Source organism: Actinomadura mexicana (assembly GCF_900188105.1).
Lineage (GTDB): Bacteria > Actinomycetota > Actinomycetes > Streptosporangiales > Streptosporangiaceae > Spirillospora > Spirillospora mexicana.
This window is the reverse complement of record NZ_FZNP01000012.1, coordinates 241371-256285: the sequence shown is the minus strand read 5'-3', so window position 1 is coordinate 256285 and position 14915 is coordinate 241371. Positions and strand designations below refer to the sequence as shown.

Genomic DNA, 14915 nt, shown 5'->3' with positions numbered 1-14915 from the left:
GTCCATCGAGATGCGCGACACCGACGAGGACGTCTTCCGCGCCGCGGAGGAGCTCGGCATCGACCTCTCCCGCCGCCCGAACGAGGGCGCGATGAGCGTCGACGAGGTCTGAGAACTCAAGGGGAAAACAGTTGCTTGACGTCAACTTCTTCGACGAGCTTCGCATCGGTCTGGCGACCGCCGACGACATCCGCCAGTGGTCGCACGGTGAGGTGAAGAAGCCGGAGACGATCAACTACCGCACCCTCAAGCCGGAGAAGGACGGGCTCTTCTGCGAGAAGATCTTCGGTCCTACCCGCGACTGGGAGTGCTACTGCGGCAAGTACAAGCGCGTCCGGTTCAAGGGCATCATCTGCGAGCGCTGCGGCGTCGAGGTGACCCGCGCCAAGGTGCGCCGTGAGCGGATGGGCCACATCGAGCTGGCCGCGCCGGTCACGCACATCTGGTACTTCAAGGGCGTCCCGTCCCGGCTCGGCTACCTGCTGGACCTGGCTCCGAAGGATCTCGAAAAGATCATTTACTTCGCGGCCTACATGATCACCAGCGTGGACGCCGAGCGGCGCGACCGCGACCTGCCGACGCTGGAGGCCCACATCTCCGTGGAGCGCCAGCAGATCGAGCAGGCCCGCGACGCGCAGGTCGAGGCCCGCCAGCAGAAGCTGGAGGGCGACCTGGCGGAGCTGGAGGAGGCCGGCGCGAAGGCCGACCAGAAGCGCAAGGTGCGCGACGGCGCCGAGCGGGAGATGAAGCAGCTGCGCGACCGCGCGCAGCGCGAACTCGACCGCCTCGACGAGGTCTGGAGCCGCTTCAAGAACCTCAAGGTCCAGGACCTCGAGGGCGACGAGCTGCTCTACCGCGAGATGCGCGACCGGTTCGGCAAGTACTTCGAGGGCGGCATGGGCGCCGCGGCCATCCAGGCGCGGCTGCAGAACTTCGACCTCGACGCCGAGGCCGAGAAGCTGCGCGACATCATCCGCACGGGCAAGGGCCAGAAGAAGGCCCGCGCCCTCAAGCGGCTGAAGGTCGTCTCGGCGTTCCTCAACACCCGCAACAGCCCGCTCGGCATGGTGCTGGACTGCATCCCGGTCATCCCGCCGGACCTGCGTCCCATGGTCCAGCTGGACGGCGGCCGGTTCGCCACGTCCGACCTGAACGACCTGTACCGCCGGGTGATCAACCGCAACAACCGGCTCAAGCGCCTGCTCGACCTCGGCGCTCCCGAGATCATCGTCAACAACGAGAAGCGGATGCTGCAGGAGGCCGTCGACGCGCTGTTCGACAACGGCCGCCGCGGCCGTCCGGTCACCGGGCCGGGCAACCGTCCGCTGAAGTCGCTGTCCGACATGCTCAAGGGCAAGCAGGGCCGGTTCCGGCAGAACCTGCTGGGCAAGCGCGTCGACTACTCCGGCCGTTCGGTCATCGTCGTCGGCCCGCAGCTGAAGCTGCACCAGTGCGGCCTGCCCAAGCAGATGGCGCTGGAGCTGTTCAAGCCGTTCGTCATGAAGCGGCTGGTCGACCTCAACCACGCGCAGAACATCAAGTCCGCCAAGCGGATGGTCGAGCGGGCCCGCCCGGTCGTGTGGGACGTGCTGGAAGAGGTCATCACCGAGCACCCGGTGCTGCTGAACCGGGCGCCGACCCTGCACCGGCTCGGCATCCAGGCGTTCGAGCCGCAGCTGGTCGAGGGCAAGGCCATCCAGATCCACCCGCTGGTCTGCACCGCGTTCAACGCGGACTTCGACGGCGACCAGATGGCGGTGCACCTGCCGCTGTCCGCCGAGGCGCAGGCCGAGGCGCGGATCCTGATGCTGTCGACCAACAACATCCTGAAGCCGTCGGACGGCAAGCCCGTCACCATGCCCACCCAGGACATGGTCATCGGCCTGTACTGGCTGACGACGCAGAAGGACGGCGCGGTCGGCGAGGGTCGCGCGTTCGGCTCGATCGGCGAGGCGATCATGGCCTACGACCGGCACGAGCTGGACCTGCAGGCCCGGATCCAGATCCGGCTCAAGGACGTCCCGCCGCCGCGCGGCTGGAAGGCGCCCGAGGGCTTCGAGCCCGGCCGGCCCTACCGGCTGGAGACGACGCTCGGCCGCGCGATGTTCAACGAGACGCTGCCGGACGACTTCCCGTTCGTGGACGACGAGATCGGCAAGAAGCAGCTCTCGGCGATCGTCAACGAGCTGGCGGAGACCTACCCGAAGGTGGCCGTCGCCAACGCGCTGGACGCGCTGAAGAGCACCGGGTTCCACTGGGCGACCAGGTCCGGCGTCACGATCGCGATCGACGACGTCATCACGCCGCCCAACAAGGCGGAGATCCTGGGCGGTTACGAGGCGCGCGCCGAGAAGGTGCAGCGGGAGTTCAACCGCGGCCTGATCACCGACGACGAGCGCAAGCAGGAGCTCATCGAGATCTGGAACAAGGCCACCGCGGACGTCGCGGTGGACATGGAGAAGGCGTTCCCGAAGGCCAACCCGATCTGGATGATGATCCAGTCGGGCGCCCGAGGCAACCCGCTGCAGCTCCGCCAGATCGCCGGTATGCGCGGCCTGGTCTCCAACCCCAAGGGTGAGACCATCCCGCGTCCGATCAAGTCGTCCTTCCGCGAGGGCCTGTCGGTCGTCGAGTACTTCATCTCGACGCACGGCGCCCGCAAGGGCCTGGCCGACACCGCGCTGCGCACCGCCGACTCGGGTTACCTGACCCGGCGCCTGGTGGACGTCGCGCAGGACGTCATCGTCCGCGAGGAGGACTGCGGCACCGACCGCACGATCCCCTTCGAGGTCGCCGACCGCCTGCAGGACGGCACCCTGGTCAAGCTCGCCACCTCGGAGACGAGCCTGGTCGGCCGCACCATCGCCGAGGACGTCGTCGTCGACGGGACGGTCATCTTCCCCGCCGACACCGACCTGTCCGACGCGGTCGTGTCCCGCCTGGTCGAGGCGGGCGTGGAGAAGGTCCGCACCCGCAGCGCCCTGGTCTGCGAGGCCAAGATCGGTGTCTGCGCCGCCTGCTACGGCCGCTCGCTGGCCACCGGCAAGCGGGTGGACGTCGGTGAGGCCGTCGGCATCATCGCCGCGCAGTCCATCGGCGAGCCCGGCACGCAGCTGACGATGCGCACCTTCCACACCGGCGGTGTGGCGGGCGGCGACATCACGCACGGTCTGCCGCGTGTCCAGGAGCTGTTCGAGGCCCGCATCCCCAAGGGTGTGGCCCCGATCAGCGAGGTCGCCGGCCGCGTCAAGATCGACGAGACGGAGAAGGCCCGCAAGGTCGTCGTCGTCCCGGACGACGGCTCCGACGAGATCGCCTACCCGGTGCCGATGCGGTCCCGCCTCCTGGTCAAGGAGGGCGAGTCCGTGGGCGTCGGCCAGCAGCTCATCGCGGGTGCGATCAACCCGCACGAGGTGCTGCGCATCCTCGGTCCCCGCGCCGTGCAGCTCCACCTCGTCCAGGAGGTGCAGGAGGTGTACCGGTCGCAGGGCGTGTCGATCCACGACAAGCACATCGAGATCATCGTCCGCCAGATGCTGAAGCGGGTGAACATCCTGGAGTCGGGCGACACCGACCTGCTCCCGGGTGACCTGGTCGAGCGTCCGATCTTCGAGGAGACGAACCGGAACGTCGTGGCCGAGGGCGGAGTCCCCGCCGCCGGCCGCCCCGTCCTGATGGGCATCACCAAGGCCTCGCTCGCTACCGAGTCGTGGCTGTCGGCGGCGTCCTTCCAGGAGACGACCCGGGTGCTCACCGAGGCCGCGATGCACGCCAAGAGCGACCCGCTGCTCGGCCTCAAGGAGAACGTCATCATCGGCAAGCTCATCCCGGCCGGTACCGGCATGCCGCAGTACCGCAACGTCCGGGTCGAGCCGACCGAGGAGGCGAAGGCGGCGGTGTACTCCGTCGGCTCCTACGACGACGGCGCCGAGTACGCCTTCGGCCAGGGCTCCGGTGAGGCCGTCCCGCTGGAGGAGTACGACTTCGGTCAGTACAACCGCTGAGCGGCTGGCGCGCACTGACGAAGCGCAAGGCGAGGCCCCTTCCGGGATTCCGGGAGGGGCCTCGCCCGTCTCCGGGCCACGGCGGTCTCCGATGCCGGACGCCGGATACCGCGCACCTACACCGGCATGGTCAGAGCGGGACCTGCCCGGACGAGCCGCCTCCGAGGCCGGCGGCCGGGCGTGCTCCCGGCCGGGCGCCGAATGGCGTCGCTCTCCTCCTTCCGGACGATCTCAGGTAGGACGTCCCCGCTTGCGGGACCCAATCGAGATACCAGAGGGAGACGTAATGCCCCACAACTTGCCCCTGAGCGGCGACCCCAGGGCGGCCGCAGAGCAGGCGCTACACCTGGCCGCCGACGTCAGCGGGCCGGTGCGGCTGAGCTTCACCGGCGTCCTCGACGACGTCTTCGACGGCGTCCACCACCAGGGCTTGACCGTCACGGTCGACCCCGGCACCTCGGTGGACAAGGTCGTGGCCGACCTGCGCGAGGAGGCTCAGAACCCGCGGCGGTGACCTGGTCATCGCTCAGGTGAAGCGGGCCCGGCAACGCCGGGCCCGCTTCCACTGCGCTGAGACGAGCGCAGGCCGCCCCTTCGCGTGTTCCGCGTGGGCGGCGTCAGGTGATCGACCGCAGGTCCGCCACGACCTCGGAGGCGGTCACCTCGTCCAGTTCGGCGAACCGGTGCTCGGAGCCGGACTTCCAGCTGTGGTGGTCGCCGGGCTCATCGGCGAGCCACACCGTGCGGAGGACCTGGTCGTCGTTGCCGTCGCCCCAGCCGACCTGGATTCCCGGGTCGAGTGCGACCACGACGTGCAGGCCGCCGGGGACGGGACGGGAGATCCAGCGTTCGGTGCCGTTGTCCATCGGCGTGCCGCGCCGCCAGCCGCGCCGCTCCAGTCCGACGACCTTGCCCCAGGGGGCGGTGCGGTTCTCGAACCGCTCCAGCCGGACGGCCTGCCGCTCCTCGCCGGTGAGCCGGTACACGTCCCTGCCGAGCTGGGGGAACGGCTGGACGATCTCGTAGTCGGCGAAGACCTCCGACCACCGTGGCAGCGCCTCGCCGAGCGACAGCGGATGGGCGACCCCGATCCGCGCACCGTCCGGTGGGCCCAGGGTGTCGTCACCGGCGTCGGCGAAGGTGCGGTCCTCCGCGAGCCGGAACGTGGTGACGGCCGTCTCCGTCTCCGCGAGCCAGACCAGGCGCCGCACGATGTGCCACATCAGCGGATGGTGCACCAGCAGCGTCGCGAACTCGCGCGGCGTCCACCGGCGCCCGGTGACCATGGCCAGTTCCAGCCGCCGGACCTGGTTCGGCATGGTCGCCCGGACGTCCTTCCTGAACTGCGTGAACGCGGCGTGGGCGGCGGGCGCGAGATCGGGGTCGTCCTTGGCGCCGGGCTTGGGCAGCGCGGCGCGGCGGCGGCCGTCCCCGTCCGCCACGAACGGCTTGAGCTGCTCGTCGAACCCGACGACGAAGCGCCGGGGACCGTAGTCGATGGTCATGCTCCCGTCCGCGTCCAGGCCGACTCCGGGGACGAGGCGGTCGGCGAGCTCCTCACCGGTCAGCCCGAGCCGCGTCGCGACCTCCTGGATCTTCTCCTCGGCCCGCTTCTTGATCGCCTTGAACGGGGCCCTGTGCGCGATGCCGTCGAGCAGCATCAGCGAGGTCTCGGTGCCGATCAGCGCCAGCACGTCCAGGCCCTTGACCGCCTTGTGGTGGCCGTTCTCGCCCGGCCAGGCGCGGATGGCGGGGGTGAGGCGCCGCGCGGCGTCGTCGTCGCCGAACCACCCGACCGCCGTGAGCGCCCACGCGTCCTCGGACCGTTCGCCGAAGAGCCGCCACCGTTCGAACAGCGCCCACGCGAACGCGGCCAGCGACTCGCCGTCGCACGTGGCCCGCACGGTGTCGATGCCGGGGTCGGGGGCGCCCGGCGGGGACATGGCCAGGATGGTCAGCAGGTGCCGGACGGCGGCGGCCGGCAGCGCGCGCCCGCCGTCCGCCAGCCGGACCCGGGGCAGGACGGCCGGGTCGGCGAACGGCCCGATCTCGGGGATCTTCCGCGGGACGAGGTCGTCGGTGCCGCGGTCCAGCACCGCCGCCAGGGCGTCGCCCACCTCGTCCCGGGTCTCGCGCGCGATCTGGACCACGGTGCCGCGCCCCAGCTCGCGGGCGAGGAAGTGCAGGGCGTACTGGGCCGCGTCGCGGCGCCTGCCCAGCCTGCCGAACGCGGCGGGGAGCAGGAGCCGGACGGCCTGGGGACCGTGCCTGCGCAGCCACGCCTCCGCGTGCGGGCCGCCCGCGCCGCCGCGCAGCAGCCAGCCGGCGACGAGCTCGGCGGCCGGTTCGGCGGCGTACGGGACGACCACGTGCCCGCAGTCCGACGGCCGGCTCCGGGCGCCCTTCACGACGGTGGTCAGCGCGTCCAGGCCGAACCGTTGGGCGATCTTCGGCACCCACCTCTCCGGTTCCTGGTGGGTGCCGTAGCCGTCCTTCGGCACGTACCAGCCCGCGACGAGATGCCGGACCTGCTCGATGGGAGCGAGGCAGAGAAGGGCCACCTGTTCAGTGCTCCTCAGCCGGCCCGCTTCGAAGTCGGCGATCCGTCCCTCCCACGGCCCGCGCGCCTCGCCGTGGCGGCTCCATCCGTGCGGGACGGGCAGCGCCCACTCGCACCGGGTGTCGCGCCCGTCCTCGGCCCAGGCGACGGACGGCTCCGGCGCGGACAGCCCCTTGACGACCACCGGTTCCGGCCGTTCCCGATTCCGGGCCCAGGGCGGGTCCGCCAGGATGGCCGGCAGGTCGGCCGGTTCGGCGTCGGCGGTCGTGTCGAGACCCGCGATGACGCGTTCGACCGTCGTGCGGGTGTCCTCCGGAAGCCGGGGAAGCGCGGTCCTGATCGCGGCGAGGTTGCCGCGCACGTGCCCGTCGAGCAGGTCGGTGTCGCCCTCCGCGGCCAGTTCCCGTACCGCCCGGATCGGGAACCGCTTCATCGCCGCCATCAGCTCACCGCTGACGTGCGGGTCGGAACGCCGCTGGAGCAGCGCGCGGAAAGCCTCGTCGGACGGCAGGACGCCCAGCACGTCCAGCAGCGCGTCCCGACGTCGCGGGGAGTCCAGGTACTCGTCCAACGCGGGGACGAGGAGCGGGACGGCGGCCGTCCCGAGGCCGTCGGCGAGCGCGTACAGGTTCTCCGGCTCGTAGCAGTCGGCAGCGGTCAGCGCCGCGCGCCCGCCGAGAACGTCGAGGTGCGCTGTAGTCCCCAGGCATCTGAGGAGCACGGTGCGCGGTACGCCGTCCGGGTGTTCGCACAGCTCCTCCACCCAGTCGTCACGCGTCGGGACCAGGTAGGCGGTCAGGAGCCGCTGCCGGACCGAGGTCCGCCGCTCGGCGAGCCGAGCGGCGGCCTCGGTGTACTGCTCGGGGGGCGCGGCGGCGAGCAGGGAGCGGACACGCGGAGCACCGTCGGGCAGCCTTGGGACGGCGTGCGTTCCCGGGTCGACCGGACGGACGACCACGTTTCGCCGCCCGTCCCGCGACTCCCCGGTCCGGCTCGCCTTCAGGCCCCACCGGTCGGCGAGCGCGCACGCGGCGAACACGGCGCCGTGCTCGAAAGCCCAGGCGTCCACGTACTGCGGGTGCTCGCGCGCCCAGACCGACTCGCCCGCCGTGACCAGCGACAGGACGGCCGCGCCGCGCGGGTCCGGATCGCCTCCGAGATGGGCGAGCGCCGCGGCGGCGAGCCCCGGTTCGGTGCCGGGGTCGCGCAAGGTCCGTTCGATCTCGTCCCGCGCTTCGTCCACCGCCCGCGCGACGGCCTTGCCCGCGCCCGCGTCGAGGGTGACCTCGGGTCCGGGGGTGCCGCCGTGCCGCGGATCCAGGCGGCTCCGCCACCGCTCCGGCACGATCAGCACGTCTTCGTCGGGGGAGGCCGACGGGGGGTTGTTGATCACGGCCGCGACGCTAGCAGCGACGCCCGACACGGGTCGGCCATCGGAGCCGCCGGTGCGCTGGCGGCCAGGACGTCGGCATCTTCCGTCCCTTTTAGTGTGGTGCGTCCCCACAGCTGGGGTGATCGCACCGTTCGCCCCCCACATCGTCGGATCGTTGATCCTAGGGAAAGCGGTCCGTTTCTCGGCCGCCGGGACGGAGGCAGGCTTCGAGGGGTGGCCATCCGGGCCCGTGCGAACGAGGAAGAGCGGTGATCACGCGATGAAGGCGGTGCGGTTCCACGAGTACGGCGGGATCGATGTCCTGCGGGTGGAGGAGGTGGAGCGTCCGGTGCCCGGTCCCGGGCAGGTGCTGGTCGAGGTCCGCGCGGCCGGTATCCAGCCGGGCGAGACGCATATCCGGCAGGGCGGGCTGCACGCGCGCTGGCCGGCGACGTTCCCCTCCGGGCAGGGCACCGACCTGGCCGGTGTCGTGGTGGAGCTCGGTCCGGAGGTGCGGGGCTTCGCGGTGGGCGACGAGGTCCTCGGGTTCACCCACGACAGGGCGAGCCACGCGGAGTTCGTCGCGGTCGACGACGTGCGGCTGACCCCGCGTCCGGAGGGGCTGTCCTGGGAGGTGGCCGGGTCGTTGCACGTCGCCGGCGCGACCGCGTACGCCAGCGTTTTCGCGGTCGACCCCGGACCGTCCGACACGGTCGTGGTCTCCGGCGCGGCGGGCGGCGTCGGATCCCTCGCCGTGCAGCTCGCGCGGCGGCGGGGCGCCACGGTGATCGGGCTGGCGAGCGAGCCGAACCACGCCTGGCTGAAGGAGCACGACGTCATCCCGGTCGAGTACGGGGACGGCGTGGCCGAGCGGATCCGGGAGGCATCCGGCGGGCCCGTCGACGCGTTCATCGACACGTTCGGGATCGGCTACGTCGACCTGGCGGTGGAGCTGGGCGTGCGGCCCGAGCGGATCAACACGATCCGCGACTGGGGGACCGCGGCCAAGGTCGGCGCGCAGACCGCAGGAGAGAGCACGGCGGCGTGCGCGGCCGTCCTCGGCGAGCTGGCCCGGCTCGCCGCCCGCGGGGAACTGGAGGTGCTTATCGCCGGCGTCTACCCGCTGGCCCAGGTGCAGGACGCCTTCCGCGAACTGGAACGACGCCACACCCACGGCAAGATCGTCCTCCACCCCTGACCGGATACGCCACCGCCCCGGCACTCCAGGCAGAAGGACTTCATGCCCCCTTTTCCGACGCCTCGTCCGCACGTGTCGGAGATGACGGCTTCGGGTCGGTGCGGAGCGGGGCCGCCCGGATCAGCCAGGTCACGGTGAAGGCGAGCGCCGACAGGGCTGCGGCACCGAGGAGTATGCCGTGCAGGCCGCTGGTGACGGCGGTGCGGACGGCCTCCCGGGCGGGCGCGGACAGGTCGTCCAGCATCACCGGCGTCAGTTCGCGCAGCCGATCTGCTTGCGCGGGGCCGAGACGGTCGGCCAGTCCGGCGTGCATCCGGGTGGCGTAGAGGGCGCCGAGCAAGGCGATGCCCAGGGAGCCGCCGATGGTGCGCAGGAGGGTGACCGTCGCGGTGGCGGCCCCCATGTCGCGGGGATCGGCGCTGTTGATCGTGAGGAGGAGGGTGCTCTGCATGACCAGTCCGATCCCGATCCCGACGAGGGTGGTGAGGGCGGAGGCGGTGGCCGTGCCGGTGTCCGCGTCGAGCAGGAGAAGGACCAGGGTTCCGGCGGTCATCAGTGCGCCGCCCAGGATGGGGTAGACGCGGTAGCGACCGGTACGGCTGATGAGGTGGCCGGTGAGGGTCTGCGCGCCGAGCATGCCGAACATCAGGGGCAGCAGCAGCATGCCGCTGGCCGTCGGGGATGCCTGCTGCACGTACTGCATGTACTGCGGCAGGTAGTTGACCACGCTGAGCATCACCGCCCCGGCCAGGAAGCTGAGGATCTGCGCGAGGGTGAAGTCGCGGTCACCGAACAGCCGGGGCGGGATGACCGGCTCGGCGGCGCGGCGTTCGACGGGGACGAAGGCGGCCAGGGCCAGGACGCCGACCGCGGTCGGAATCAGAACCTGCGGGGACGTCCAGGGGTAGGCGGCGCCGCCCCAGCCGGCCACCAGCGTCAGGGCCAGGACGGCGACGGTGAGCAGCGCCGCGCCCGCGTAGTCGATGGGCGCCCTGACGCGCTCGACGGGCGGCAGGTGGATGCGGGTGGCGATGAGCAGGAGGGCCAGGGCGCCGACGGGCACGTTGACATAGAAGGTCCAGCGCCAGCTCAGGTGATCGGTGAGCAGGCCGCCCAGCAGTGGTCCGCCGACGTAGGCGACCGGCATGATGGCGCCGATCATCGACTGCAGGCGACCGCTGTCACGGGGTGGGACGAGCACCCCGATGATCGCGATCGCGCCGACCATGAGGCCGCCGGCGCCCAGCCCCTGGAGCGCGCGGAACGCGATCAACTGGGGCATGTCCCGGGCGAGCCCGGCCAGCATCGAGCCGGCCAGGAAGATCGTGATGGCGGTGACGAAGGCGGCCTTGCGGCCGTACAGGTCGCCGAGCTTGCCCCAGACGGGGGTGGTGGCGGCGCCGGCCAGCATGTAGGCGGTCACCACCCATGACAGGTGGTCCAGGCCGCCCAGGTCGCCGATGATCGTGGGCAGCGCGGTGCCCACGATCAGGCCGTCCAGCATGGCCAGGAACATGCCGAGCAGCAGTCCGAGCACGCCGAGATGGAAGGAGCGCGGACGCGCCGGTGCGGTCACGTCCGTCAAGGTGGTCACGCGGCGTACGGGCGGTCGGCGCGGGCCTTGCGCAGGGCGTGCGCCCACCAGGCCAGCCGGTCGAGCATCACCGTCGCGGCGGCGTCGGCGGCCGGGTCGAGGGCCGATCCGTCGGGCGCGAACTGCGACCAGGCGCCCTGGAACCCGACGCCGTCGCGGATGGTGACGGCGTGCAGTTCGGCCAGCACGAGCCGCAGTTGCTCGACCGCGCGCAGGCCGGCGGAGAAGCCGCCGTAGGACACGAAGCCGACCGGCTTGGCGCGCCACTCCGTGCCGTGCCAGTCGATGGCGTTCTTCAGCGGTGCCGGAAAGCTGTGGTTGTACTCCGGCGTGACGATGACGAACGCGTCGGCGGCGGCCAGCCGTGGTGACACCGCCGCCAGCAGGTCGGCGTCCTCCCGGGACGCGGGCGGCTCGCCGAGCACGGGGAAGACGGTGGGCAGCGGGGTCTCCACCAGGTCGACCAGATCGGCGGTCATGTCCTCCCGGCGCCGCACGTGGGCGCCGATCCAGCCGGACACCGCCGGGCCGAAGCGGCCGTCGCGGGTGCTGCCGAGGATGATCGCCACGCGTAGCCGGTCGTCGTTCATAGCCAACTCCTCCTATGTGTACAACGTATCTTCCGACGGACAACGTACACACTGATGTGTACGCTGTCTACTTTTGATACGTTGTATCGCGTCGCGAGCAGGAAGGAGGCCGTACCCGATGGCGGCTGACAAGGACAGGCCCGGCGAGCACCTCTGGCAACGCCTGGAGCGCCCCGCGGCCGCCCCGCGGCAGACCCTCACCGCCGAGCGCATCGCGGCCGCGGCCGTCGCGGTCGCCGACGCGGAAGGGCTCGACGCCATCACCATGCGGCGGTTGGCCACCGAGCTGGGCGTCGCGCCGATGGCCGCGTACCGGCACGTGTCCGGCAAGGACGAGCTGCTGGAACTGATGGTCAACCACATCTACGCCGACCTGCGCCTGCCCGAGGCCGCCGAATGGCGGGAGACCATGCGAGCCCTGGCGCTGGGCAGCCGGAAGCTGATGCTGGAGCACCTGTGGTTGGCGCAGCTGTCGCCCCGGGCCCTGCTCGCGCTCACGCCCGCCCGGATGGCGATCGCCGAGCGCTCACTCGCGTCCCTGAAGGACCAGGGCCTGGACGCCGACACCATGATGGCCGTCTTCCGCGCCGTGGACGCCTACGTCAACGGCGCCATGAACTACGAACTCGCCCTCAAGAGCCTGATGCACGAGCACGGCTGGACCGAGGGAGGTCAGGTGCGCGCCGACCTGGCCCCCCAGATGACCTGGCACATGCAGACCGGCCGCTACCCCACCTTCCGGCGCTACCTCGACACCGCCACTCGCAAGGATTCCCTGCAGTGGCAGTTCGAGACCGGCCTCGACTACGTCCTCGACGGCATCGCCACGCATCTGGCGAGCATCCGCTGAGGCAGTGAGCGTGCGGGAGGTGAACATGAATGACGCGGCATCGATCGGGAGACTGACGGGACGGCTGACCGGCGGGGAACCTGAGGTCCGCGAGCTGGCGGCCGCCTCCCTCGGGGATCTGCTCATCGGCGCATGCAGGGCCGGCCTGGAGACGTCCTCGATAGTGCTGCCGCTCGTCAATGCGCTCACGCGAGAGGCCGACCCGGTGGTCCAAGAGGAGATCGCTCACTCCCTGGGACATCTCGTCGAGTACGGCACCGTCCCCGATGCCATCGTCCAGCCTCTCCGCGAGTGCATGCCACGCCTGTGCCGGGAAGCCGCCGACCACATCACCGACGTCCTCGAAACCGCCCCCTGGGAGATCTGAGCGCCAAATGAGTCCGGCTCTAAAGGCGGGTGGCCGTCTGGATCAGCCCGGCGAGGGCCAGGGACCGGCTGTGCGGCGGCCAGGCGATCACGGTGGTGACCGTCGGCGCGTCCAGGATCGGCACGAAGGCCAGGTCGCGGCGGAGATGGGTCCGGGCGGTCTCCGGCAGTAGGGCCACCGCCCTGCCCAGAGCGATCAGCTGCAGGAGCTGGGCGTGGTCGTGCACCTCGGGTCCCGGACCGTCGGGGTAGCCGCCGTCGCCGTGCGGCCAGCGTGGCAGCGGAAGGCCGGCGATGTCGGCCATGCGCAGGTCCGTACGGCCTCCGAGGGGATGGTCTTTCGGAAGGACCAGAATCTGGCCCTCGGTGCTCAGCTCCTCGGTGTCCAGGCCGGTCGTCGAGTCGAACGGCCTGTGCAGCAAACCCACGTCGGCCCGGCCGTCGCGGAGCAGCCGCTCCTGCTCTCCGATCCCGCACAGCAGGACCTCGACGGCGACCGCGCCGGGCTCGGCGGCGTAGGCGTCCAGGAGTTTCGGCAGCAGTTCACTCGACGCCCCGGCCTTGGTGACCAGCACCAGTCTCGGCTCCCCGGCGGCGGCGCGGCGGGTGCGGCGGGCGGCGGCGTCGACCGCGTCGAGGGCGGCCCGGCCCTCTCTGAGCAGGACCTTTCCGGCCTCGGTGAGTTCGACCGTACGGCTGGTGCGTTCGAGAAGCCGAACGCCCAGGCGGCGTTCCAGCTGCTGGATCGCCCGCGAGAGGGGCGGCTGGGCGATCCCGAGGCTTTCGGCGGCGCGGCCGAAATGGAGTTCCTCGGCGACGGCGACGAAGTACCGCAACTCTCGCGTCTCCATGCTCTCACCGTATCCGGCGATCAATACCCGCGAGGTATCGAACGCTACCCAGTCGGTGTTGGAGTGCTCGCGGCCGTACGGCCAGGATCTCGGGTATGAGCGAACAGACGATCACGCTGATCACCGGCGCCAACAAGGGAATCGGATACGAGATCGCCGTCGGGCTCGGCGCCCTTGGCCACACCGTCGGCGTGGGGGCCAGGTCGCCGGAGCGGCTCTCATCGGCCGTCGAGAAACTCCGCGCCGAGGGGGTCGACGCGTTCGCGGTACCCCTCGACGTGACCTCCGACGAGAGCGTCACCGCCGCGGCCTCCCTGCTCTCCGAGCGTTTCGGACGGCTCGACGTGCTGGTCAACAACGCCGGGGTGACCGGTGGGATGCCACAGACGCCCACGACCGTCGACCCCGCGACCATGCGAACGGTCGTGGAGACCAACGTGATCGGCGTCATCCGCCTCACCAACGCCCTGCTGCCGCTGCTCAGGCGGTCCGCCGCACCGCGGATCGTGAACATGTCCAGCAGCGTCGGGTCTCTCACCCGCCAGAGTTCCCAGTCCGGCGTGGAGGCCGTAGGCCCGATCTCCGCCGCCTACTCGCCCTCCAAGACCTTCCTCAACGCCGTGACCCTCCAGTACGCCAGGGAACTGCACGACACCAACATCCTGATCAACGCCGCCTGCCCCGGCTACTGCGCAACCGATCTCAACGGCTTCCGCGGCATCCGCACCGCCCAACAAGGCGCCGCCATAGCCATCCACCTGGCCACCCTGCCCGGCAACGGCCCAACCGGCTCCTTCTTCGAAGACGCCGGCGTAGTGCCCTGGTAACTCGTCAACCAAGCCGTGCGAAACCCGCGCTCGAAACCAGGCCGCAACGGCAAGTGGTCAGGGGGGATGAGCGCATGATGCTCGGCGCAAGCGGTCGCCTTCACGAGGGTCGGGCGCACCAGGCTTTCCGGTGAAGTGGCCTGCCTTGCCCTGACCGCTGAGGCCGCGCCCGCCCGGTCATGCCCTAGCATCCCCGGATGACCGAACCGCTCCTCTGGCGCTGGTTGGGCACGCTCGCACCCGTCCTCATCGGCCTTTGCGTGCTCGGGTTCTGGGGCATGTCCGCTCTACAGGCAAGCGCCGACCGGGCCCGGGAACTCGACTGCCTCCACGACCGGGCCGCCGCCCATTGGAGCCACGGGTACGGGGCCTGGCTCCCCATCGGAGTCCTCACCGCCGCGGTGCTGGCCCTCGTCCTCGCCGTCGCCGTCCTCGCGGTCGGCGCCCGATCTCCCCTCTGGGCCCGCCTCCTCTGCTACCCGACGGCACTGATCGCCGTGGTCGCCCTCCTCCTGGCCGCCATCACGACCCACGACCACTTCACCTTCCCCGGCGGCGACATCTCCACCGTCAACAGCGCACCCTGCGGCGTCGGCTGACCATCCCCGGCATGTCCTCGGGCCGCATCGGGTCAGCCACCCGACCCTGACTCGGGGAGGGGCCGGTGCGGTGCTGGTGGACGACCTCAAGCGGTAGCGTCGGC

At 71.2% G+C, this 14915-nt stretch carries 11 protein-coding genes; 7 read left to right on the top strand and 4 right to left on the bottom strand.

Annotated elements, in window-relative coordinates; all coding sequences use genetic code 11:
- Positions 1–131: 131 nt before the first annotated feature.
- A complete protein-coding gene (locus CHC11_RS28870) occupies positions 132–4004 on the top strand; it encodes a DNA-directed RNA polymerase subunit beta' (RefSeq protein ID WP_089314975.1) in 3873 nt (1290 codons plus the stop codon).
- A 286-nt stretch (positions 4005–4290) separates the two neighbouring features.
- Complete coding sequence (locus tag CHC11_RS28865) at positions 4291–4518, top strand: hypothetical protein (protein ID WP_089314974.1); 228 nt, start codon at positions 4291–4293, stop codon at positions 4516–4518.
- 103 nt (positions 4519–4621) lie between these two features.
- Here CHC11_RS28865 and CHC11_RS28860 read toward each other — a convergent pair whose 3' ends face one another.
- Positions 4622–7957 carry a DUF4132 domain-containing protein gene (locus CHC11_RS28860; protein WP_089314973.1) on the bottom strand — a complete coding sequence of 1112 codons (3336 nt, stop codon included), beginning with the start codon at positions 7955–7957 and terminating at the stop codon, positions 4622–4624.
- 259 nt (positions 7958–8216) lie between these two features.
- On the opposite strand from CHC11_RS28860, the gene CHC11_RS28855 reads away from it, so the two are divergent.
- Positions 8217–9134 (top strand): NADP-dependent oxidoreductase, encoded by a 918-nt coding sequence (locus CHC11_RS28855; protein ID WP_089314972.1) that lies wholly within the window; start codon positions 8217–8219, stop codon positions 9132–9134.
- Positions 9135–9174: 40 nt separating this feature from the next.
- Here the strand turns inward: CHC11_RS28855 and CHC11_RS28850 are convergent, their stop codons facing one another.
- Both CHC11_RS28850 and CHC11_RS28845 read right to left on the bottom strand, forming a co-directional pair.
- Positions 9175–10728, bottom strand: a complete 1554-nt coding sequence (locus CHC11_RS28850; RefSeq protein WP_245919897.1) for an MDR family MFS transporter — start codon at positions 10726–10728, stop codon at positions 9175–9177.
- Positions 10725–11318 carry an NADPH-dependent FMN reductase gene (locus tag CHC11_RS28845; protein ID WP_089314970.1) on the bottom strand — a complete coding sequence of 198 codons (594 nt, stop codon included), beginning with the start codon at positions 11316–11318 and terminating at the stop codon, positions 10725–10727. The genes CHC11_RS28850 and CHC11_RS28845 overlap by 4 nt, the downstream gene beginning before the upstream one ends.
- Positions 11319–11436: 118 nt before the next feature.
- Between CHC11_RS28845 and CHC11_RS28840 the strand changes: the two genes are divergently transcribed.
- Complete coding sequence (locus tag CHC11_RS28840; protein ID WP_089314969.1) at positions 11437–12168, top strand: TetR/AcrR family transcriptional regulator; 732 nt, start codon at positions 11437–11439, stop codon at positions 12166–12168.
- 25 nt (positions 12169–12193) lie between these two features.
- A complete protein-coding gene (locus tag CHC11_RS28835; RefSeq protein ID WP_143227356.1) occupies positions 12194–12535 on the top strand; it encodes a hypothetical protein in 342 nt (113 codons plus the stop codon).
- A gap of 19 nt (positions 12536–12554) precedes the next feature.
- Here the strand turns inward: CHC11_RS28835 and CHC11_RS28830 are convergent, their stop codons facing one another.
- Positions 12555–13385: a LysR family transcriptional regulator gene (locus CHC11_RS28830; RefSeq protein ID WP_089314967.1), complete on the bottom strand. Its 831-nt coding sequence runs from the start codon at positions 13383–13385 to the stop codon at positions 12555–12557.
- A 95-nt stretch (positions 13386–13480) separates the two neighbouring features.
- Here CHC11_RS28830 and CHC11_RS28825 point away from each other — a divergent pair, with 95 nt between their 5' ends.
- Positions 13481–14212, top strand: coding sequence for an SDR family oxidoreductase (locus CHC11_RS28825; RefSeq protein WP_089314966.1), 732 nt, complete (start codon positions 13481–13483; stop codon positions 14210–14212).
- Between the two features lie 197 nt (positions 14213–14409).
- On the top strand, positions 14410–14811 hold the full coding sequence (locus CHC11_RS28820; protein ID WP_089314965.1) for a hypothetical protein: 402 nt from the start codon (positions 14410–14412) through the stop codon (positions 14809–14811).
- Positions 14812–14915: the final 104 nt, after the last annotated feature.